The following is an 18,002-nucleotide window of genomic DNA, read 5'->3' as shown; positions in this document are numbered from 1 at the left end:
ATGGCCCGCCTGCATATCACTCGTCGTACCCGCCTGGTTACCGCCTTGATCCTGCTGATGGTCGCTTTTGCGGCCGTCACCCTGGCCAGCAGCCGCTGGATGCGCGTGGCGCGCTTCGACCTCACCGCCGACCAGATCTACACGCTGACGCCCGGCACCGTGCACATTGTGGAGAAGCTGCACGCGCCGCTGAAGCTCACGCTGTATTTCTCTGAACACTCCACCCGCGATCTGCCGCAGTTGCGCAGTTATGAGCAGCGTGTGCGCGAGATGCTGCAGGAACTAGTGGCGCGCTCGCATGGGCGCCTGCGCCTGCAGGTAGTCGATCCGGTGCCGTATTCGGATGACGAGGCTGCGGCGGAAGGCAACGGCCTTACTCCGATCAATGGCGGCACCAACGGCGAACGCGTGTTCTTCGGGCTGGTCGGCAGCACCTTGCCGATGGGGCCCGATGCGGAAGTCGATAACGATCTTCATCCGGCGGGCAAAACGCTGGCGATCCCGCTGTTCGATCCGGGCCGCGAAACGTTCCTCGAATACGACATCGCCAAACTGCTCTACGAGTTGAACGAGCCGGCCAAGCCGCATATCGGTTTGATCAGCAGCCTGCCGGTGCAGGGCAATCCGGTGCTGGGCGAAGAGCCGTGGACGGTGATCCGTCAGCTTGGCCAGCTATTCGAGGTGAAGGCGCTCGACGCGGCCAAGCTCAATCGCATTGGCGACGACATCCAGGTGTTGCTGCTGATCCATCCCAAGCAATTGCCGGAAGCAGCGCAGTACGCCATCGACCAGTACGTGCTGCGTGGCGGGCATCTGGTGGTGTTTGTCGATCCTGATTCGGAGCTGGACACCACGCCTTTCGTCGACAGCAATGGCGTGATGGACGATCACAACTCCGATCTGCATCGCCTGTTCGAGACGTGGGGCGTGCAGTACGACCCGGAGAAAGTGGTGCTGGACCGCTCGCGCGCGTTGCGCATCGAGCTGGCCGACAACAGCGCCACCAATCATCCCGCCATGCTCGGCCTGACCGGCCAGGAGCTCAACCACAACGATGTGGTCACGGCCAGCTTGCAGCGCATCAACCTGTCCAGCGTGGGCTATTTCGACCTGGCACAGAAAACCGCCTCGCGCCTGATACCGCTGCTGCAGAGTACGACCGACGCCGAAGTAGTTCCGGCGCAGCGTGTACGCGAAGCCACCGCCGATCCCAACGTACTGCTGGACAGCTATAAGCCCGACAACAACCGCTATGTGATCGCGGCGCGGGTGCGTGGTGCATTCCCCTCGGCTTTCCCCGAGAAGGCCAAGCAGCCCGGCCATCTGGCGCAGGCGGCTGACCATGCCGAAGTGATCCTGGTCGCGGATACCGATCTGCTGTCGGATCGCTTGTGGGTTTCGTACTCGCAGAGCCTGCTGGGGCCGTTGCAGCTCAGCGCGCTGGCCAACAACGGCGACTTCATCACCAATCTCGCGGACAACCTCAGCGGCTCCTCGGCGCTGTTGTCGATCCATGGGCGCAGCACGTCGCAGCGGCCGTTCACTCGCGTGCTGGCCCTGCAAAGTGCGGCCGACCAGAAATTCCTGGTCAAGAAGCAGGAGCTGCAGCGCGAGCTGGCCGTAACGCGCAGCCGGCTGTCCGAACTGCAGCCGGGCAAGGCGTCGCGCGGCGATGCGGTCAGCGCCGAACAGAAGACCGAAATCGAGCAGTTCCTGCAGCGCCAGCTGGCGATCAACAAGGAGCTGCGTGACGTGCAGCACCAGTTGAACGCTGAAATCGATGCGCTCGGCATGCGCCTGAAATTCATCAATATCGTGCTGGTGCCGGCGCTGATTACCCTGTTCGGCCTGGTCTACGGCTGGCGCCGTTCGCAGCGCAACCGCCGACGCCCATGAGCGCGGCGGCAATCTGCCGCAAGGCGTGCGCCCGGGCGGCGGCTTGTGAACGGGCTATGCTTGGCGACTGCCGGCGTTGCCCGGCCCGGATCTGATCGATGCTGCCGAGCCTGCTCAAATGGATCGTGCCCTGGGAGTTCTCTTGGGTCTTCCTGCTGACCTTCGTGGCTGTTGCCGCGCTCTATGTGCGCGGCTGCCGGCGCGTGCGGGTGAGCGTGGGACGGCGGCTGGCGTTCTGGGTCGGCATGGCGATCGTCTATCTGTCGCTGCATACCTATTTCGATTACTACGCCGAGCATGAGTTCTTCATGCACCGCATCCAGCAGGTGCTGCTGCATCATCTAGCGCCGCTGCTGATCATCGCTTCGTATCCGGGCATGGTCTTGCGCGCGGGGCTGCCGTTGTCCTGGCGCATCCGCGTGCTGCGTCCGTTGTTGCGCTCGTGGCCGTGGCGTGTGGTGAGTGCGGTATTCCTCAATCCGGCGCTGGCGACGATCCTGTTCGTCGCCTTCATCATCGTCTGGCTGATTCCGTCGATGCAGACGCTGGCGATGCTGGACTGGCGCATCTACCGCTTCATGAACTGGTCGATGATGCTCAGCGGCCTGACCTATTGGTGGCTGGTACTCGACCACCGGCCGCGCCCGCCGGGCCGCATGACGCCAGGCCTGCGCGTGCTGTCGCCGGGTATCACCATGACGCCGCAGATTCTGGCCGGCGCCATCGTGACATTCTCCAAGACCGACCTATACCCGATCTTCGAGATCTGCGGCCGCGCCTTCACCTTCAACGTGCTTACCGGACAATTGGTGGGCGGCGTGATCATGTGGGTGCCGGCGGCGATCATCGAATCCATCGGCGGCCTGCTGGCGATGCGGCAATGGCTGCGGCTATCGCGCAGCGGGCGCATCAAGTCCAAGCGTTGGGAAATGCAGCAGCAAATGCAGCAGCGTGCCGCCAGGCTGACAGCTTCCGGAAGGGACGAAGCCTCGGGGGCTTAGTGGTTGTGGTGATCCATGCCGGCCGTGCCGTCGCCGCTGTCCATGGCGTTGGCCGGGCGTGCTTCAAAATCGGTATCCAGTAAGCTGCCATCGGTGAATTGCAGGCTGAGCTTCACTTTGTCGCCGACCTTTACCGGCTTGCTCGCCTTCATCAGCATCAGGTGATAGCCGCCGGGCGATAACGCAACTTTGCCATGAGCGGGAATGGGCAGGCTGTCCACCTTCTCCATGCGGCCCATGCCGCCTTCAGTGCTGCTCTTGTGCAGCATCACCTCACCATAGGCCTCGCTGCGCACGCCGCGCAGGTTGACGGTCTGCTCGCCGTGGTTTTCGAGCACCACGTAGCCGCCGGACGGCAAGCTACCCGGCATCACGCGAATCCATGCCTGCGAGGCTTTTACGTGATCGGCATCGCTGGCTGCAGCGGCTGTGGCGATCAGTAGGCCGCAGATCAACAAGGGAAGGCGGGCGGCGCGCAGATTCATGGCTTGGCTCCAAGGCTGAGCAGCAGATGCAGATCGTGGACCAGATCGTCCTGCGGATTGGCTGGCGTCGATAGCAGACGGGCCTTGCCTTCACGGTCGAACACATAGATCGCCGAGCTGTGGCTGACTTCGTATTGGCCATCGCCCTTGTCCGGTTCGCGGGTGAAGGCGGAGCGATAGCGCTTGCTCAGTGCTTCGATCGCGCGCGGCTCGCCGGAAAGGCCCACGGCACGCGGGTCGAAGGCATTGACGTAGGCATGCATCACATCCGGCGTATCGCGCGCCGGATCGACGCTGACGAACAGGATGCGCGCGTCATCGGCCAGTGGCCCGAGCCGCTGCATCACTACATGCAGCTGGGCGAGGGTGAGCGGGCATACATCCGGGCAGTGGGTGTAGCCGAAATACAGCAACACCACTTTGCCTTTGTAGTCGGCACCCGTCACGGCCTTGCCGTGATCATCAGTGAGTTTGAAGTCGAGATCCGGCATGTGGCCGGTGACGTCAGTCAGGCGCCATGGCACCGGTTCGCCGCGGTTGCAGGCAGCGAGCAGCGCAGTGCAGGCGAGCAGGGCCAGCAGGAGCAGGGCGCGGGTCAGGCGGGGCTTCATGCGAGAATCGAGAGAGGTCATTTCATCAGCATACGACACTGGTCTTGCCGGTGCGTCGAGGAACCGCTTCCGATGCGACAACCTGTCAGTCTTTTCTCTGGCCTGCTGGTGGGCCTGGCCGGTGCCAGCGCGGTGGCTCTGGGTGCGTTCGGCGCCCATGCATTGCGCGATGTGCTGGACGTTCGCGGCAGCGAGTTGTGGCATACCGCAGTGAGCTATCACTTCTGGCACGCCCTGGCGTTGGCGCTAGCAAGTGTTGTGGCTAGCGGGCGCAGGCGCACGGTTGGCATGGCGGCTTTCGCGCTGGGTATCGTGCTCTTCAGCGGCAGCCTTTATGCGCTGGCGCTTGGTGCGCCGCGTTGGTTCGGCGCAATCACGCCCTTGGGCGGCGTGGCTTTCATCGTGGGCTGGATAGCGCTGGGTTTGGGTCTGGTGCGGCGCGACGGTTGAGCTAAGTCAGTCCCATGGCTAGCGGGGCTGCGACATGCAGCACCAGGTCTGCGCTGAAGTGCGCCAGCATCGCGTGCTCCAGGCCGAACTTCCAGAACAGGCCGCCGCAGGCCAGTCCGACCATGGCGTTGAGCAAGATGATCCGGCCGATCGCGAAGGGTGTGTGCGCCATGCCGGTGGCGAACGCGGTGGGCAGATGTCCCGCCCCGAACAACAAGGCAGCGAGCACGATGGCGGCGACGAACATCCATGGCCGGGTCTGCTGTCGTCGCGTCCAGGCCAACAGCCATACCAGCAGGCTGACTAGCAGCAGCCTGCACTCGATTTCTTCGACGATACCGCCATAGAGCGAAGCCAGTGCGCCGCGCCAGGCGTGCCCGACGGCATCAACCACATGGGGCGTTGGATGGGGGCGCATAAGATCGATGCCGATGACCGCTACCCCAGTCACAACACCGAGCAGTGTGGCCAACATCCAGCGCCCTTGTCGTGCGGGCATAGGTTGTTGATAGACCCATGCCCGCAGCCACGGGGCGTCGAGGCCATAGCGGCTACCCAGATAAAGACCAAGCCAGGCGAGCAGCCAGCACAACACGCCGGCCTGAGCGACTTGAGCGGACACGACTGCCCAGAGCGGCAAGGGTAGTGTCGCGAAACGCGCGGGTGTCAGCGCGATCACGTATGGAAACAGCGCGAGAGCGGCCAGCGAAGAGGCTGCGCCGAGCCACAAGGCAAGTTTGCAGTGAGGGCCGCGCACGAGTACTTGGGTCGGATCGGACATGGCTGCGACTCAATGGTGTGGTTTGATGTAAAACCCGGCGATCTTGCCGTCGACACTGCAGGTCACCTGCGCGTCGATCAATTGCGGTCCGTAATGCAGCGGCGTCACCACTACCGTGTGCTCGCCGACTTGGGTGAGCTGCGCCGTATCGCGTGCGCCGCGTTCGCCAAATTGCGGTGGTATCGCCTGCCACACCTGGGACAGCGTGTCGGCGCTGAGTTTGGCCTTCATCGTTGTATCGAAATCGACGGTGGCGCCGGCGTAGTCGCCGCGGTCCAGCGCATCGAGCAGACGCGTCGATGAGGTTTCGCAAGGCGTTTCGCCGTTGGCAACGCCTACATAGGCGCCGAGGATGAGGCAGACGGCCAGTCCGAACGGTTTCATGTGGACTCCCCCTGAGAGTCGTTGGGTTGGGTATGGACGATTAAGTTGATTCGTCATCGTCGACGGGGTCGCTCGGGCGGGGCTTGAGGCGCCCGCCTTTGCGCAGCGCGTCGCGCAGCACGTACTCGATCTGCGCGTTCACGCTGCGCAACTCGTCGTCGGCCCAGCGCTGCATCGCCTCCAGCACGGCGGCGCTGATACGCAGCGGATAGGCTTTCTTCTCGGCAGACACTCGCGAGTCGCTCAGCCGCTATAGAGCGTGCCGGCATTGACCACCGGCTGCGTGGAGCGGTCGCCGCACAGCACGACCAGCAAGTTGCTCACCATGGCGGCCTTGCGCTCTTCGTCGAGTTCGACCACGCCTTGCTGGCGCAAGCGGTCCAGCGCCATGGCGACCATGCCGACGGCGCCTTCCACGATGCGTTCGCGCGCGGCCACGATGGCGCTGGCTTGCTGGCGCTGCAGCATGGCCTGGGCGATCTCCTGTGCGTAGGCGAGGTGGCTGATGCGCGCCTCGATCACGCTGACGCCTGCTTTTTCCAGGCGCGCCTGGATCTCGTCGCGCAGATGGTTGTTGATCACTTCGCCATGGCTGCGTAGCGAGGGCTTGCCGTCATCGTGCGCGTCGTAGGGGTAGTTCTGCGCCATCTGGCGCAGTGCCGACTCGCTCTGGATATGCACGAAGTTCTCGTAGTCATCCACGCAGAACACAGCTTCGGCGGTGTCCACCACCTGCCACACCACGACGGCAGCGATCTCGATCGGATTGCCGTCGCTGTCGTTGACCTTGAGTTTGCCGCTCTCGAAATTGCGCACGCGCAGCGACACGCGGCGGCGGCTATAGAAGGGATTGGTCCAGCGCAGGCCTTCGTCGCGCACGGTGCCGGCGTATTTCCCGAAGAGCTGCACCACCTGGCCTTCATTCGGTGCGACCTGGAAAAAGCCCTTCGTAAAAAGCGCAGTGAGCGCGATCAGCGCGACGCCGCCGAAAAAGCGCAGCGCCGGCGGTTCCTGCCCGGCGGAAGAAAGCAGCAAAAACACACCACTGCCGGCGAGCAGCAGGCAGAACACGATGAAAGGAATACCGGCGACGGAAAAACCCTGACGTTCGTTCATGGCGATTACCTCCCTAGATGGAAGGATTGGATATCAAAATGATATCACTTGCAAGTGCCGCTCAGCCGCCCGGACTACCGCCCAGTGCGGGAGGGGCCACCGCGCCAGCGGGCGCAGGACTCATGAACTCCCAGGAAGGCATCACATCTTCGATCTGCATGCTGCTGAACAGGTCGGTGGCGGAGAAGAAGTGCCAGGGGTCGCCATCGCCGCTGTCCAGCGCGATATGGGTACTGTCGAAACGGCGCAGTGCAGCGTCATAACTCTGCCAGCGGCCATCGATCCAGGCCTGCACCCAGGCGTGCGGTACGAACACCCTCGACGTATTGGAATAGCGGTCGGCGTAGACCATGCCGGTGACTACACGGGCAGGAATGCCTTCGGCCCGCGCCATGGCAGCGAGCAGTACGGAGTACTCAGTGCAGTCGCCCTGGCGGGTGCCCACCACTTCCAGAGCCGATGCATAGCCCACATCCAGGCCGTGCTGGGTGATGTAGTGGCTGACGAAGCTACGCAGGCGGCGGATTTTCTGGCGGTCGCTACTGGCATTGCCCACCGCCTCGCGAGCGAGATCGCGGACGGCCGGCGCATCCGACTGCAGCCACGAGTTGGCTTGCAGGTCTTCGGGTTGAGGAGGGCGCTGCCCACCGGGATAGGCGGGGCCGATATCGATCTGCCATTCGTTGTCGGCCAGCCGCCGTACGCGCTGTTCGTCCGTATTGATGATCGGCTGCGCGGAGCCGCTGCCCTCGATGCGCACGCGATAGCGCAGAAAGGATTCGCGCAGGTTGGGGGTAAGCGGCCGTGGCGCATCCACCATCGCCGCGCGGAACATGTCGACGTCTTGCACAGGCGCCATGGCGCAGGTCTCGTCGCAAGCCAGCATTTCGAGTTGGCGGCCGAGCATCGAGATGATGCCTTTGCGTGCCTGGCCGCGGTCGTCCAGCCATAGGTCCAGGATCTGGTCGCCGCGCGCCTGGTGCAGGCGCTGGCGCTGATGGTTGAGCATTTCCGTGCCGCCCGGCAGTTTCACCTCTTCGTTGCCGATCACCTCGATCGCTACATCCATCACCTGCTGGCTGGCCGGATCGAACATCTGCAGCTGGTACTGCAGGCCGGGCTTGCGGCTGGCGGCCAGCATGGCGCGCCGCTGGCCGTCGTTGAGCAGGGCGCCGGCGGGCCAGTACAGCGAGCTTTCCCGCGTCGCACCGCCCACCGTGGTGGTGACCTTGTAGCTGCCATCGGGCTGGCGCTGGCCGTCGATCACGCTGTCCATCGCCGACATCGAGGTGCGCGAGGCGAAGGCGAGCGGCTCTCCGTCGTTGCCTTCCACGCTGCGGATCATGTTGCTGAGGGGAATGCTCTTGCCGGTGCGGTTGAGCATGATCGACAGCGTCTGGGTGGTGGTCACCATGCCCTGGCCGCGTTCGCGGTCGATCTTCAGGTGGCCGATCTTGCGGCCGCCGAGCAGCACGCTCATCCAGGTGGTTTCGACGGTGGGCGCTGTCGTATTGGCCACGGCCGAAGGGACGGGGCACAGCAACAACACCAGCAAAAGCATGGCGGTCAGTCGGCGCATGTGCGTTATCCGTGGGGACGGGCAAGCACAGTGAATGCCGACTTAAGGCCGGCGTCAATGCGCAGCGCAGCGAGGTTTCGCCGGCCTCCTGACGGCCCGCTTACAATGCCCCTTTTTTCCGCCCCGGAGACCCCGATGAAGCCGTTTGGCACGCCTTATTCCGACCATGCCCTGCGCGTGCTCCTGCTCGGCTCCGGCGAGCTGGGCAAAGAGGTGGCGATCGAGTTGCAGCGCTACGCCGTCGAGGTGGTTGCGGTCGACCGCTATGCCCATGCGCCCGCCATGCAGGTGGCGCATCGCAGCCATGTGATCGACATGCTGGATGGCGCCGCCCTGCGCGCGTTGATCGCGCAGGAAAAGCCGGACCTTGTGGTGCCGGAGATCGAGGCCATCCACACGCCCACCCTGGTGGAGCTGGAGAAAGAAGGCCTGAAGGTGATCCCCACCGCGCGCGCCGCGTGGCTCACCATGGATCGCGAAGGCATCCGGCGGCTGGCGGCAGAGGAACTGGGCTTGCCAACCTCGCGCTATCGCTTCTGCGACGACGAGGCGCAGTATCACGAAGCGGCGAAGACCATCGGTCTGCCTTTTGTGATCAAGCCGGTGATGAGTTCTTCCGGCAAGGGCCAGAGCGTGGTGCGCACCGAGGCCGAACTTCAGCATGCCTGGGACTATGCGCAGTCCGGCGGCCGGGCCGGCAAGGGCCGGGTGATCGTCGAAGGCTTCGTCGATTTCGATTACGAGATCACCATGCTCACTGTGCGCCACAGGGACGGCACCAGTTTCTGTGCGCCGATCGGCCATCGCCAGGAAGATGGTGACTACCGCGAGTCATGGCAGCCACAGCCGATGAGCGACAAGGCACTGGTCGAAGCGCAGCGTCAGGCGGCCGCCATCACCGGCGCGCTGGGCGGCTGGGGTGTGTTCGGCGTGGAGTTCTTCGTGAAAGGTGACAACGTGATCTTCTCTGAGGTCAGCCCACGCCCGCATGACACCGGTCTGGTCACCCTGATCTCGCAGGACCTTTCGGAATTCGCATTGCATGCGCGCGCCATTCTCGGCCTGCCGATTCCGGCGATCCGTCAGCTTGGGCCCGCGGCTTCTTGCGCCGTGCTGGTCGAAGGTGATGGCGAAGCGCCGCGCTATCACGGCGTGGCTGAAGCATTGGCCGAACCCGATACGCAGTTGCGCATCTTCGGCAAGCCGGCCGTCAAAGGGCGCCGTCGCATGGCGGTGACGCTCGCGCGCGATGAGAGTATCGAGGCGGCCAAGGCCAAGGCCATTCGTGCGGCAGGAAAGTTGCGCGTAGAACTCTGAAACAGGGTTGCCGGTTATGCGAGCATGACCGGTAATTTCATCCAACCCACGGCGCGGATCGATCCGCGCTCATAGGCAGGGAGCAGATATGCAGACGTCGGCGTTCGCGCATTGGCTGGTGGTTTTGGTAGAAACCCTGGCGGCGCTGTTCATGGTGCTGCTCGCGGTAGCGGTCATGGTGGTGCTGGTGGTGTGGCTGGTAGACCGCAACCAGACGGCCAACTCGGTGCTGCGCAACTTTCCGGTCATCGGGCACTTCCGTTACTGGTTTCTGCATCTGGGCGAATTCTTCCGCCAGTACCTTTATTCCAGCGACCGCGAAGAAATGCCGTTCAATCGCGCGCAACGCACCTGGGTGTATCGCGCGGCAAAGAACGTGGACAACACCAACGCCTTCGGCTCCAGTCGCGACCTGCGTGCGGAGGGTGTGCCGTTCTTCGTCAACGCGCCGTTCCCTTCGCTGGGTGAGCGCCATGTCTCGCCGAAACCGGTAACGCTGGGACCGTATGCGCGTGAGCCCTACAGCCATGCCGCGTTCTTCAACATTTCTGCGATGAGCTTTGGCGCGCTGTCCGCGCCAGCCGTGCGCGCGTTGTCCATCGGTGCAGCCAAGGCCGGCATCTGGATGGATACCGGCGAAGGCGGCCTCGCGCCGTATCACCTCGAAGGCGGTTGCGACATCATTTTCGAGATCGGCACCGCCAAGTACGGCGTGCGCACACCCGACGGCAAACTGGATGACCAGAAGCTGCTGGCGATCTGCGCACATGCGCAGGTGAAGATGGTCAGCATCAAACTAGGGCAGGGCGCGAAACCTGGCATGGGTGGCCTGCTTCCCGGCGCCAAGGTGACGCCGGAAATTGCCGCCATCCGCGGCATCCCGGTGGGCGAGGACTCACAGAGTCCCAATCGCCATCTCGACATCGGCAATGTGCAGGAGCTGATGAATGCGATCCGCCATATCCGCGACCTCACCGGCAAACCTACCGGCTTCAAGGCGGTGATGGGTGGCCTGGAGTGGATCGACGAGTTGTGCGGGGAAGTGCATCGTCGCGGTATCGAGAGCGCACCGGATTTCATCATCGTTGATGGTTCCGAAGGCGGCACCGGTGCGGCGCCGCAGACCTTGATGGAAGGTGTCGGCCTGCCGCTGCGCGAGTCGTTGCCGGCGCTGGTGAATACGCTGATCCGGCATGGATTGCGTGACCGCATCAAGGTGATCTGCTCGGGCAAATGCATCACGGCATACGACGTGGCATGGGCGTTGTCGATGGGCGCGGATTTCGTCAACTCCGCGCGCGGTTTCATGCTGGCGCTGGGCTGCATTCAGTCGCTGCAATGCAATCGCAATACCTGTCCCACCGGCATCACCACGCAGAATCCAAAGTTGCAGCGTGGCCTCGTCGTGACCGACAAGAGCGAGCGCGTCTATCACTACGCCAAGAATGTGATGCAGGAAGTCGGCATCATCGCGCACAGCTGTGGCGTGGAAGAGCCGCGCCAGCTCGACCGCACGCATTGCCGCGTGATGGGCGATGACGGCGTGTCAGTGCCGTTGGTGAAGTTGTTTCCCTATCCGCAGACACCCGCGTCGCGGGTGTAAGGCACGCCGTCAGGGCTGCTGCATATCCGACCAGCCCTCGACGGTACGGATCTGCAGCGGCTGGAAGCGGCGTTTGTAGTCCATCTTGGGGTGGCCTTCGATCCAGAAGCCCAGATAGATCCAGGGCAGGCCGCGGCGGCGGGCGAGTTCCACCTGCTGCAGGATGGCGAAGGTGCCCAGGCTGCGTGTCGTCTCATCGGGATCGAAGAAGGTGTAGACCGCCGACAGGCCGTGCAGGCAGACATCCGTTACGGCCACGCCGAGCAGGCGCGCACCGAGGCGGAACTCCAGGAACAGGGTGGGGCTCCACGGCGCGGTGAGGAAGCGCCGGAAGTCGCTGGCATCGGCTTCGTCCATGCCGCCGCCGGGATGGCGATGGCGCAGGTAGCGTTCGTACAGCGCGTGGCGCTCGGCGTTGTAGCCAGCCATGGATTCGATCACTTGCAGGTCGGCGTTGCGCTTGAGGCAGCGGCGCTGCGAGCGGTCGGGACGGAAGCGCTCGGCGTCGATCCGGCAGGGCGTGCAGGCGCGGCAGCTGGAGCAATAGGGGAAGTACAGATGCCCGCCAGCCCGGCGGAAACCGCGTTCCAGCGCCGGCCCATACAGCTGATCCAGCTGCGGCGCGGCCGGATCGATCACCAGGTTCTGCGCCGTGCGGTCGGCAAAGTAGCCGCAAGCGTGGGGCAGGGTCTGGAAGAGTCGGACGCGGTCGGAGCGCATGGGCTGATTCTATGACCGCAATGGTGGACTGTGACAAGCGTCTCGTTTCGGCCCGAACGGTTCAGGCGATCCGGCTGGGCCTTAGATCACACCCATGTAGCGGAGCATCAGGACCACGAAGGCCCCCGCCACGGCCAGCATCACGATCCGGCGGGCGCGAACGGCGACACTTTGGCGGCGCAGATCCGGGCTGGGGTTACGTGCCAGGGCCAGTTCCTCACCGTGGCGGATGACCGGCTCGATGCCCAGCTCGCGCAGCAGGGCGCGGGCACGGGTGTAGTCATCGGCCCTGGTGATCCACACCTGTGGCCAGCGGTCCCGGTTTTCCTTGCGCTGCGAGTAGCTGAAACGCTCGTAGCTGGGTTTGTTCCAGTTGGAGCGGTTGGCGACCGTGCTTTCGATGCCGTGCTCGTTGAGCAGGGCGACCACACGGTCGATGTTTTCGTGGCGGGGCGAGGTATAGAGCTGGCGCATGGCGGTATTTTAGCGCCGCCAGCGCTCACAAGCTCAGTTACGCAGGCGAATCAGCCCTTCCTGCGCGGTGGAAGCCACCAGCCGGCCGTCGCGGCTGAAAATCTGGCCGCGCGCCAGTCCACGCGAACCCTGAGCGGTCGGGCTGTCGAACGAATACAGCAGCCATTCGTCCACGCGGAAGGGGCGGTGGAACCACAGCGCATGGTCGAGGCTCGCCATCTGCACATTGTGCGTGTAGTACGAGATGCCGTGCGGCAAAGTGGCCGTGCCGATCAGGTTGAAGTCCGAGGCATAGGCCAGCAGCGCGCGGTGCAGCACCGGCGAGTCTTCAACCGGCGCGGTGAGCCGGAACCAGATGTGCTGGTAAGGCGGGCGCTTGCTGGGGTGCAGCTTGTTCTGCGGCCACACGTGGCGGAACTCGATAGGTGCGTCCACGCCCAGCCAGCGCTGCAGCTTTTCCGGCAGCTTGGCCAGCTTTTCCGGGGGGAGCGGCTGCATGGGTTCGATGTCTTCCGGCGCCGGCACTTCGGGCATCGCGGTCTGGTGCTCGAAACCCTCTTCCTCGATCTGGAACGAGATCGAGCCGTTCAAGATCGGCTGGCCGTGCTGGATCGCCACTACGCGGCGCGAGGAGAAGGTGCCGCCATCGCGGGTGCGCTCCACGCTGTACACGATCGGCGCATTGATGTCGCCGGCACGCAGGAAATAGGCATGCAGCGAATGCGCGGCCCGCCCCCCGTCGACCGTCTGCTGGGCAGCCGACAGCGCCTGGCCGAGCACCTGCCCGCCGAACACGAAATGCGTGCCGATATCGCGGCTCTGGCCGCGGAACAGGTTGTCTTCCAAGCGTTCGAGCTGCAGCAGGTCGACCAGTTCGCGGACGTGGTTTTCCGTCATGGATGGGGCTCAGCGAGACGATGGGGCGCGATTATAGCGGCCGCGGCCTTCCGCCTTCTTGTAGGAGCCAACCCTGTGGGCGAGAGCGGCCGTCAGGCCGCCGCTTTGACGGAGCCATAAACCCAGCCATGCTGAGCATGGCTTTCGTCCACAGGGTGGGCTCCTACGAAAGTGGAGCCCGGATGCGATGCAGCCCGCTGCCTTCCAGGACCGCCGGCCACGGAAACAGTGGGCCGGGATCGAGCTTGCGCGGTACTTCCAGCGTGGGATCGTCGCTGGCGGGCAGCCGGGCTGTATCCAGGTCTTCGTGCCCGGCGATATCGCGCAAGTTCGGGAACTCGATGCGCAGCTGCGCCAGCAGCGTTCGCAGGGCGTCGATCTGAGTGGCGGTGTAAGGCTCGGTCATGGTCTGGTGGCGGGAATCCCACCAATGCGGATAGCGCCCCAGGTTCACCAGCTCGATGCCAATCGAGTTCGGGTTATGGCCGCGTACGTGGTTGGCCACACGCGTTCCAGGCACATAGCGGTACACCGAACCATCCCGGTCGATGTAGTAATGCCCGCAATTGCCGGCACCGTTGGCGTGCAGCACGCGCTCGCCGTATTCACGGGCGGTGGCGAGGTCGGGCAGCTCGGTGCAATGGATCACCACCAGTTCCACCGCCTCGACGGGACGTTCGGGCAGGCAATCGACGTAGGGCAGGGGCTGGTCGTGGATGCTGAGCGTGGACATGCGGGCGAGTCTCGCACGTGGCCGGCTATCATGTGCAGCCTTGTAGCTGTCCCCGGAGACCGCGATGCGCGGCCAGATCATTCTTTCCCACGGTTCGGATTCCGGTCCGGATGCCACCAAGGTCAGCGTGCTGGCCGCACTGGCCGAATCGCTGGGCTGGTCCACGCAGCGGCCCGATTACCGCGACGACGACCGCCGTGGACACGCCGGCTCGGTAGCGCCACGGATCGCTCGTCTGCGAGCCGCGATGGAATTGCTCGAGGCGCCGCCTGTGCTGGTGGGCTCGAGCATGGGCGCTTTCGTGTCCGGGCTGGCTTCGCTGGAGCGTCCTGTGGCCGGGCTATTCCTGCTGGCGACACCGGCGGCGATCCCAGGTTTCGAATCCGCATTCGATCTGCGCCTGGACGTGCCCACCGTGCTGATCCACGGCTGGCGCGATGAGGTGTGCCCGCTGGACGAGATGTACGAATTCGCCGGTCGCAGGCAATTGCCCTTGCTGATACTGGATGACGACCATCGGCTCAGCGCGAACGTGGATACGATTGCGCAACAGTTCCGCCTGTTTCTCGACCAGCTGGCGGTGGCAGCGTGAGCGCCTACTTCGCTACCTGCCCCAAGGGCCTGGAATATCTGCTGCGCGATGAACTCGTCGCGCTAGGTGCTGCCGATGTGCGCGAGGTGCTAGCCGGCGTGCATTTCTCCGGCACGCTGGAAACCGCTTACCGCGCCTGTCTTTGGTCACGCCTGGCCAGTCGCGTGCTGTTGCCGCTGGCGGAATTCGATGCCGCGACGGATGACGCGCTCTACGCCGGTGTACAGAGCATCGACTGGTCCACGCACCTCGCCGCCCATGCCACGCTCGCCGTGGATGCCGGCACGGCGATGAGCAAGCTCACGCACAGTCAGTTCATCGCCCAGCGCGTGAAAGACGCGGTGGTCGATCAGTTTCGCCAGCGCGACGGTTCGCGTCCGGGCGTGGATACCGAAGAGCCCGACGTGCGCATCAACCTGCGTCTTCGCCGCGACCGCGCCACTCTGTCGCTCGATCTTGCCGGCTCGCCGCTGCATCGTCGCGGCTGGCGCGAAGTGCAGGGCGAAGCGCCGCTGAAGGAAAATCTTGCCGCGGCCATGCTGCTGCGCGCGCGCTGGCCGGAAATGTATGCGCAAGGCGGTGCCTTGCTCGACCCGATGTGCGGCTCCGGAACCTTGCTGATCGAAGGCGCGCTGATGGTGGCCGACGTTGCGCCGGGTATGCGCCGCGACTACTTCGGTTTCCTCGGCTGGCAGCAACATGACATCGCCTTGTGGCGCGGTCTGCTGGAAGAAGCCCGCCAGCGCGCCGATGCCGGCCTGCGCGCCATGCGCAGCTGCTTCTTCGGCAGCGATGCGGATGCCCGCATGGTGCAGACCGCCAAACGCAATGCGCAGGAAGCCGGCGTGGCTGGTTTCTTCACCCTGGACAAGCACGACGCATTGCATGTGTCGCCGCCGCCCGGTGTGACAGCTGGATTGGTGATCACCAATCCGCCTTACGGCGAACGTCTGGGTGAACGCGACGAGATGCCACGGCTCTACCGTGCCTTGGGTGAAACCTTGCGCGCACGCTTTGCCGGTTGGCGTGCTGCCGTGTTGGCGGGCGACGCCGAATTGGGGCGCGCCATGCCATTGCGTGCCGACAAGAAATACGCGCTCTACAACGGTGCGCTGGAAACCGTGCTGTTGTTGTTCGAACTGCATGCGCGCGATGAAACACCGCGCGAAGCCAAGCCGCTATCGGCTGGCGCGCAGATGCTCAAGAACCGCCTGGAGAAAAACACCAAGCATCTGCGCAAGCGCCTGGAGCGCGAAGGTATCCACTGCTGGCGTGCCTACGATCAGGACATGCCCGAATACGCGGCGGCCATCGATGTTTACGGCAACGCCAAGGGCGACATCTGGCTGCATGTTCAGGAGTACCGCGCTCCCGCGGAGATCCCGGCCGAGACGGCGCGTCAGCGTCTGCGCGAGATCGTGCGCGTGGCGGGCGAAGTATTTGGCGTTTCGCGCGACCGCATCGCGCTGAAGACCCGCGAGCGCGGCAAGGGCGGCTCCAAGTACGGCCACTTCGACCAGCGCGGCGAGTTCATCGAAGTGGAAGAGGGCGGGCTCGGCTTCCTGGTCAATCTCACCGATTACCTGGACACGGGCCTGTTCCTGGACCATCGCCTGGTGCGAGCCAAGCTGCGTGAGCTGGCCAACGGGCGCCGCTTCCTGAATCTGTTTGCCTACACCGCCACCGCCAGTGTCTATGCCGCCGCAGGCGGCGCGCGCGATACCACCAGCGTGGATCTATCCGGGACTTATCTGGATTGGGCCTCGCGCAATCTGGCCCTGAACGGTTTCAGCGGCACGAAGCACCGGCTGATGCAGGCTGATGCGATGGAATTCCTGCAGCGCGACCGCGAGCGCTACGGTTTGATCTACGTCGATCCGCCAACTTTCTCCAACTCCAAGCGCGCCGAGGATTTCGACGTACAACGCGATCATGTGCGCCTGCTGATGGCCTGCGCCGAGCGGCTGGCCAGCGACGGAACCATCGTGTTCTCCAACAATTTCCGGCGTTTCATACTTGACCGGAACGCGCTGGAAGAGCGGTTCCAGATCGAGGACTGGAGCGTCGCCAGCATCCCGTTCGACTTTGCCCGCCGGTCCGACATCCACGGCTGCTGGCTGCTGCGGTTGCACCGCGCTGACGCCGAGGTAAATCCGTGGAGTACGGCACGGATTAAAAAGTAAACCTTTCAGTCCACATTAAGCGCTGCGAGCCCAGCATGAAGTCGTACTTCACGGAGGTGTGTCATGACCAAGCGTTTTAGTGGTGCAGGCAAGCTGATGGCCCTCGGCCTGGCGCTGGCAGCTGCTGTAGCAGCTCCTATGGCTGCATCCGCGCACGATGGCTGGGGCGGTGGTTACCGCGGTGGCTATCATGGTTATCGCGGGGGTTATTACCACGGCGGCGGCGGGCATTGGTCCGGTGGTCGCTGGGTGGCTGGTGCGATCGTTACCGGCGTTGTCGCAGGTGTAGTTGCCGATGCGCTGCGTCCGGCGCCGGTGTACTACGGACCCCCGGTGGTCTATCGCCAGCCGGCGACGGTGTACTACGAAGATGAGCCGGTGGTGACCCGCCGTGTTGTGGAAACCCGCACGGTCACCTATGACGACGGTTACCGCACCACGCGCTATATCCGCGATGACGGTTATTGATCTTCAGCAAGCTCCATGAAAAAGCCCGGCCGATGGCCGGGCTTTTTTTATGTCTCAATGATCGCCGGACTCAGGGATGAGGCGGCGGCACGGTCGGCTGGTCGGCGCCGCTGCCGTGGTGTATCGCTTTCTTTTCAAGTCGCTTGAATTGATCCTTATCGATCTTGCTCACCGACTGGATCGCACACGGCGGCTGGTGCGGCAGCGAATGTACGGTCTCGCCGGTCTCGCCGCAGATAGCACCCATGCCGGCAGCCTGATTGGACTCGTTTGCCTTGAAGCGCAGGCTCTGGCCCATGCCCAGCCGCGGGCACTCCGACTGCAATTTGATCAGGTAGTAATTAGGGCCATTGCTGACGATCGCGGTGCGTGTATCCACGACGTACCACGCATTGATGCGGTCCGGGCGCATGCAGTCGCTGACCGGGCGCAGGGGTTGGTGCGCTTCCGCCGGGTTGTCGGCGTGCGCCCATCCACTGGCGGCCGCTATCGCAACGACCAGCAGGGTGGTGATAGTTTTCATAGGATCACCTCGTGAGTAGAGTGAAACTCCATGGACTGCGGTGGCACTGCGCGCGCATTTGATCGTGGTTTGGCAGGTGCCCGTCAAGCATCTGCCATCGTCGGATCACGCAATGTGAACGATACCTCCGGCAAGGTACGCGCCATGCGGTCCTGGCGGCTTCCCCTACACACCGATATGGCCCGGCAA

The 18,002-nt window shown here is 64.0% G+C and carries 20 protein-coding genes; 8 read left to right on the top strand and 12 right to left on the bottom strand.

Annotated elements, in window-relative coordinates; translation table 11 throughout:
* Nucleotides 1-1,896 (top strand): GldG family protein, encoded by a 1,896-nt coding sequence (locus ISS97_RS03850; RefSeq protein ID WP_379986341.1) that lies wholly within the window; start codon nucleotides 1-3, stop codon nucleotides 1,894-1,896.
* A 98-nt stretch (nucleotides 1,897-1,994) separates the two neighbouring features.
* A complete protein-coding gene (locus ISS97_RS03845) occupies nucleotides 1,995-2,897 on the top strand; it encodes a cytochrome c oxidase assembly protein (RefSeq protein ID WP_379986343.1) in 903 nt (300 codons plus the stop codon).
* Here the strand turns inward: ISS97_RS03845 and ISS97_RS03840 are convergent.
* Both ISS97_RS03840 and ISS97_RS03835 read right to left on the bottom strand, forming a co-directional pair.
* Nucleotides 2,894-3,382 (bottom strand): copper chaperone PCu(A)C, encoded by a 489-nt coding sequence (locus ISS97_RS03840; protein WP_379986344.1) that lies wholly within the window; start codon nucleotides 3,380-3,382, stop codon nucleotides 2,894-2,896. The genes ISS97_RS03845 and ISS97_RS03840 overlap by 4 nt on opposite strands.
* Nucleotides 3,379-3,993, bottom strand: a complete 615-nt coding sequence (locus tag ISS97_RS03835; RefSeq protein ID WP_379986346.1) for an SCO family protein — start codon at nucleotides 3,991-3,993, stop codon at nucleotides 3,379-3,381. Before ISS97_RS03835 ends, ISS97_RS03840 begins: the two co-directional genes overlap by 4 nt.
* Before the next feature lie 72 nt (nucleotides 3,994-4,065).
* Here ISS97_RS03835 and ISS97_RS03830 point away from each other — a divergent pair, with 72 nt between their 5' ends.
* Nucleotides 4,066-4,443, top strand: a complete 378-nt coding sequence (locus ISS97_RS03830; protein WP_379986348.1) for a DUF423 domain-containing protein — start codon at nucleotides 4,066-4,068, stop codon at nucleotides 4,441-4,443.
* A 1-nt stretch (nucleotide 4,444) separates the two neighbouring features.
* Here the strand turns inward: ISS97_RS03830 and ISS97_RS03825 are convergent, their stop codons facing one another.
* From ISS97_RS03825 to ISS97_RS03805, 5 genes are all read right to left on the bottom strand, one after another.
* The gene (locus tag ISS97_RS03825) at nucleotides 4,445-5,224 is read right to left on the bottom strand and encodes a CPBP family glutamic-type intramembrane protease (RefSeq protein ID WP_379986349.1); all 780 of its coding nucleotides are present in this window, start codon (nucleotides 5,222-5,224) and stop codon (nucleotides 4,445-4,447) included.
* Nucleotides 5,225-5,233: 9 nt separating this feature from the next.
* Nucleotides 5,234-5,608: a DUF3887 domain-containing protein gene (locus ISS97_RS03820; RefSeq protein WP_379986350.1), complete on the bottom strand. Its 375-nt coding sequence runs from the start codon at nucleotides 5,606-5,608 to the stop codon at nucleotides 5,234-5,236.
* A 40-nt stretch (nucleotides 5,609-5,648) separates the two neighbouring features.
* Nucleotides 5,649-5,840 (bottom strand): Arc family DNA-binding protein, encoded by a 192-nt coding sequence (locus ISS97_RS03815; protein WP_379986352.1) that lies wholly within the window; start codon nucleotides 5,838-5,840, stop codon nucleotides 5,649-5,651.
* An 11-nt stretch (nucleotides 5,841-5,851) separates the two neighbouring features.
* Nucleotides 5,852-6,724 (bottom strand): SPFH domain-containing protein, encoded by an 873-nt coding sequence (locus ISS97_RS03810; protein ID WP_379986354.1) that lies wholly within the window; start codon nucleotides 6,722-6,724, stop codon nucleotides 5,852-5,854.
* Nucleotides 6,725-6,785: 61 nt separating this feature from the next.
* Nucleotides 6,786-8,303, bottom strand: coding sequence for a transglutaminase domain-containing protein (locus ISS97_RS03805; RefSeq protein ID WP_379986356.1), 1,518 nt, complete (start codon nucleotides 8,301-8,303; stop codon nucleotides 6,786-6,788).
* Nucleotides 8,304-8,438: 135 nt separating this feature from the next.
* On the opposite strand from ISS97_RS03805, the gene purT reads away from it, so the two are divergent.
* Together purT and ISS97_RS03795 are read left to right on the top strand one after the other, a co-directional pair.
* Nucleotides 8,439-9,620 carry a formate-dependent phosphoribosylglycinamide formyltransferase gene (purT, locus tag ISS97_RS03800; RefSeq protein ID WP_379986358.1) on the top strand — a complete coding sequence of 394 codons (1,182 nt, stop codon included), beginning with the start codon at nucleotides 8,439-8,441 and terminating at the stop codon, nucleotides 9,618-9,620.
* An 88-nt stretch (nucleotides 9,621-9,708) separates the two neighbouring features.
* Nucleotides 9,709-11,223: an FMN-binding glutamate synthase family protein gene (locus ISS97_RS03795; RefSeq protein WP_379986359.1), complete on the top strand. Its 1,515-nt coding sequence runs from the start codon at nucleotides 9,709-9,711 to the stop codon at nucleotides 11,221-11,223.
* 9 nt (nucleotides 11,224-11,232) lie between these two features.
* Here ISS97_RS03795 and ISS97_RS03790 read toward each other — a convergent pair whose 3' ends face one another.
* The 4 genes from ISS97_RS03790 to ISS97_RS03775 all read right to left on the bottom strand — a co-directional run bounded on the left by ISS97_RS03790 (nucleotide 11,233) and on the right by ISS97_RS03775 (nucleotide 14,047).
* The gene (locus ISS97_RS03790; protein ID WP_379986361.1) at nucleotides 11,233-11,943 is read right to left on the bottom strand and encodes an arginyltransferase; all 711 of its coding nucleotides are present in this window, start codon (nucleotides 11,941-11,943) and stop codon (nucleotides 11,233-11,235) included.
* A gap of 81 nt (nucleotides 11,944-12,024) precedes the next feature.
* On the bottom strand, nucleotides 12,025-12,417 hold the full coding sequence (locus ISS97_RS03785; protein ID WP_379986362.1) for a putative signal transducing protein: 393 nt from the start codon (nucleotides 12,415-12,417) through the stop codon (nucleotides 12,025-12,027).
* Nucleotides 12,418-12,450: 33 nt separating this feature from the next.
* On the bottom strand, nucleotides 12,451-13,314 hold the full coding sequence (gene tesB / locus ISS97_RS03780; protein WP_379986364.1) for an acyl-CoA thioesterase II: 864 nt from the start codon (nucleotides 13,312-13,314) through the stop codon (nucleotides 12,451-12,453).
* A 163-nt stretch (nucleotides 13,315-13,477) separates the two neighbouring features.
* Nucleotides 13,478-14,047 (bottom strand): N-acetylmuramoyl-L-alanine amidase, encoded by a 570-nt coding sequence (locus ISS97_RS03775; RefSeq protein ID WP_379986365.1) that lies wholly within the window; start codon nucleotides 14,045-14,047, stop codon nucleotides 13,478-13,480.
* 64 nt (nucleotides 14,048-14,111) lie between these two features.
* Between ISS97_RS03775 and ISS97_RS03770 the strand changes: the two genes are divergently transcribed.
* From ISS97_RS03770 to ISS97_RS03760, 3 genes are all read left to right on the top strand, one after another.
* Nucleotides 14,112-14,639 (top strand): alpha/beta hydrolase, encoded by a 528-nt coding sequence (locus tag ISS97_RS03770; RefSeq protein ID WP_379986367.1) that lies wholly within the window; start codon nucleotides 14,112-14,114, stop codon nucleotides 14,637-14,639.
* A complete protein-coding gene (rlmKL, locus tag ISS97_RS03765; protein WP_379986369.1) occupies nucleotides 14,636-16,822 on the top strand; it encodes a bifunctional 23S rRNA (guanine(2069)-N(7))-methyltransferase RlmK/23S rRNA (guanine(2445)-N(2))-methyltransferase RlmL in 2,187 nt (728 codons plus the stop codon). The genes ISS97_RS03770 and rlmKL overlap by 4 nt, the downstream gene beginning before the upstream one ends.
* Before the next feature lie 63 nt (nucleotides 16,823-16,885).
* Nucleotides 16,886-17,290, top strand: a complete 405-nt coding sequence (locus ISS97_RS03760; protein WP_379986370.1) for a hypothetical protein — start codon at nucleotides 16,886-16,888, stop codon at nucleotides 17,288-17,290.
* A 70-nt stretch (nucleotides 17,291-17,360) separates the two neighbouring features.
* Here the strand turns inward: ISS97_RS03760 and ISS97_RS03755 are convergent, their stop codons facing one another.
* On the bottom strand, nucleotides 17,361-17,813 hold the full coding sequence (locus ISS97_RS03755) for a DUF6491 family protein (protein WP_379986371.1): 453 nt from the start codon (nucleotides 17,811-17,813) through the stop codon (nucleotides 17,361-17,363).
* Between the last annotated feature and the right edge of the window lie 189 nt (nucleotides 17,814-18,002).

Origin of the sequence: Dyella koreensis, from assembly GCF_044904565.1 — a bacterium.
GTDB classification, from domain to species: domain Bacteria; phylum Pseudomonadota; class Gammaproteobacteria; order Xanthomonadales; family Rhodanobacteraceae; genus Dyella_D; species Dyella_D koreensis.
Note: the sequence above shows the minus strand (reverse complement) of the source record. Positions and strands in the feature narration are given on the sequence as shown.

Bases quoted from the DNA above. Each gene is read 5' to 3' on its own strand.
- ISS97_RS03850 (WP_379986341.1), top strand. From the start codon at position 1: ATGGCCCGCCTGCATATCACTCGTCGTACCCGCCTGGTTACCGCCTTG.
- ISS97_RS03845 (WP_379986343.1), top strand. From the start codon at position 1,995: ATGCTGCCGAGCCTGCTCAAATGGATCGTGCCCTGGGAGTTCTCTTGG.
- ISS97_RS03840 (WP_379986344.1), bottom strand. From the start codon at position 3,382: ATGAATCTGCGCGCCGCCCGCCTTCCCTTGTTGATCTGCGGCCTACTG.
- ISS97_RS03835 (WP_379986346.1), bottom strand. From the start codon at position 3,993: ATGAAGCCCCGCCTGACCCGCGCCCTGCTCCTGCTGGCCCTGCTCGCC.
- ISS97_RS03830 (WP_379986348.1), top strand. From the start codon at position 4,066: ATGCGACAACCTGTCAGTCTTTTCTCTGGCCTGCTGGTGGGCCTGGCC.
- ISS97_RS03825 (WP_379986349.1), bottom strand. From the start codon at position 5,224: ATGTCCGATCCGACCCAAGTACTCGTGCGCGGCCCTCACTGCAAACTT.
- ISS97_RS03820 (WP_379986350.1), bottom strand. From the start codon at position 5,608: ATGAAACCGTTCGGACTGGCCGTCTGCCTCATCCTCGGCGCCTATGTA.
- ISS97_RS03810 (WP_379986354.1), bottom strand. From the start codon at position 6,724: ATGAACGAACGTCAGGGTTTTTCCGTCGCCGGTATTCCTTTCATCGTG.
- ISS97_RS03805 (WP_379986356.1), bottom strand. From the start codon at position 8,303: ATGCGCCGACTGACCGCCATGCTTTTGCTGGTGTTGTTGCTGTGCCCC.
- purT (WP_379986358.1), top strand. From the start codon at position 8,439: ATGAAGCCGTTTGGCACGCCTTATTCCGACCATGCCCTGCGCGTGCTC.
- ISS97_RS03795 (WP_379986359.1), top strand. From the start codon at position 9,709: ATGCAGACGTCGGCGTTCGCGCATTGGCTGGTGGTTTTGGTAGAAACC.
- ISS97_RS03790 (WP_379986361.1), bottom strand. From the start codon at position 11,943: ATGCGCTCCGACCGCGTCCGACTCTTCCAGACCCTGCCCCACGCTTGC.
- ISS97_RS03785 (WP_379986362.1), bottom strand. From the start codon at position 12,417: ATGCGCCAGCTCTATACCTCGCCCCGCCACGAAAACATCGACCGTGTG.
- tesB (WP_379986364.1), bottom strand. From the start codon at position 13,314: ATGACGGAAAACCACGTCCGCGAACTGGTCGACCTGCTGCAGCTCGAA.
- ISS97_RS03775 (WP_379986365.1), bottom strand. From the start codon at position 14,047: ATGTCCACGCTCAGCATCCACGACCAGCCCCTGCCCTACGTCGATTGC.
- ISS97_RS03770 (WP_379986367.1), top strand. From the start codon at position 14,112: ATGCGCGGCCAGATCATTCTTTCCCACGGTTCGGATTCCGGTCCGGAT.
- ISS97_RS03760 (WP_379986370.1), top strand. From the start codon at position 16,886: ATGACCAAGCGTTTTAGTGGTGCAGGCAAGCTGATGGCCCTCGGCCTG.
- ISS97_RS03755 (WP_379986371.1), bottom strand. From the start codon at position 17,813: ATGAAAACTATCACCACCCTGCTGGTCGTTGCGATAGCGGCCGCCAGT.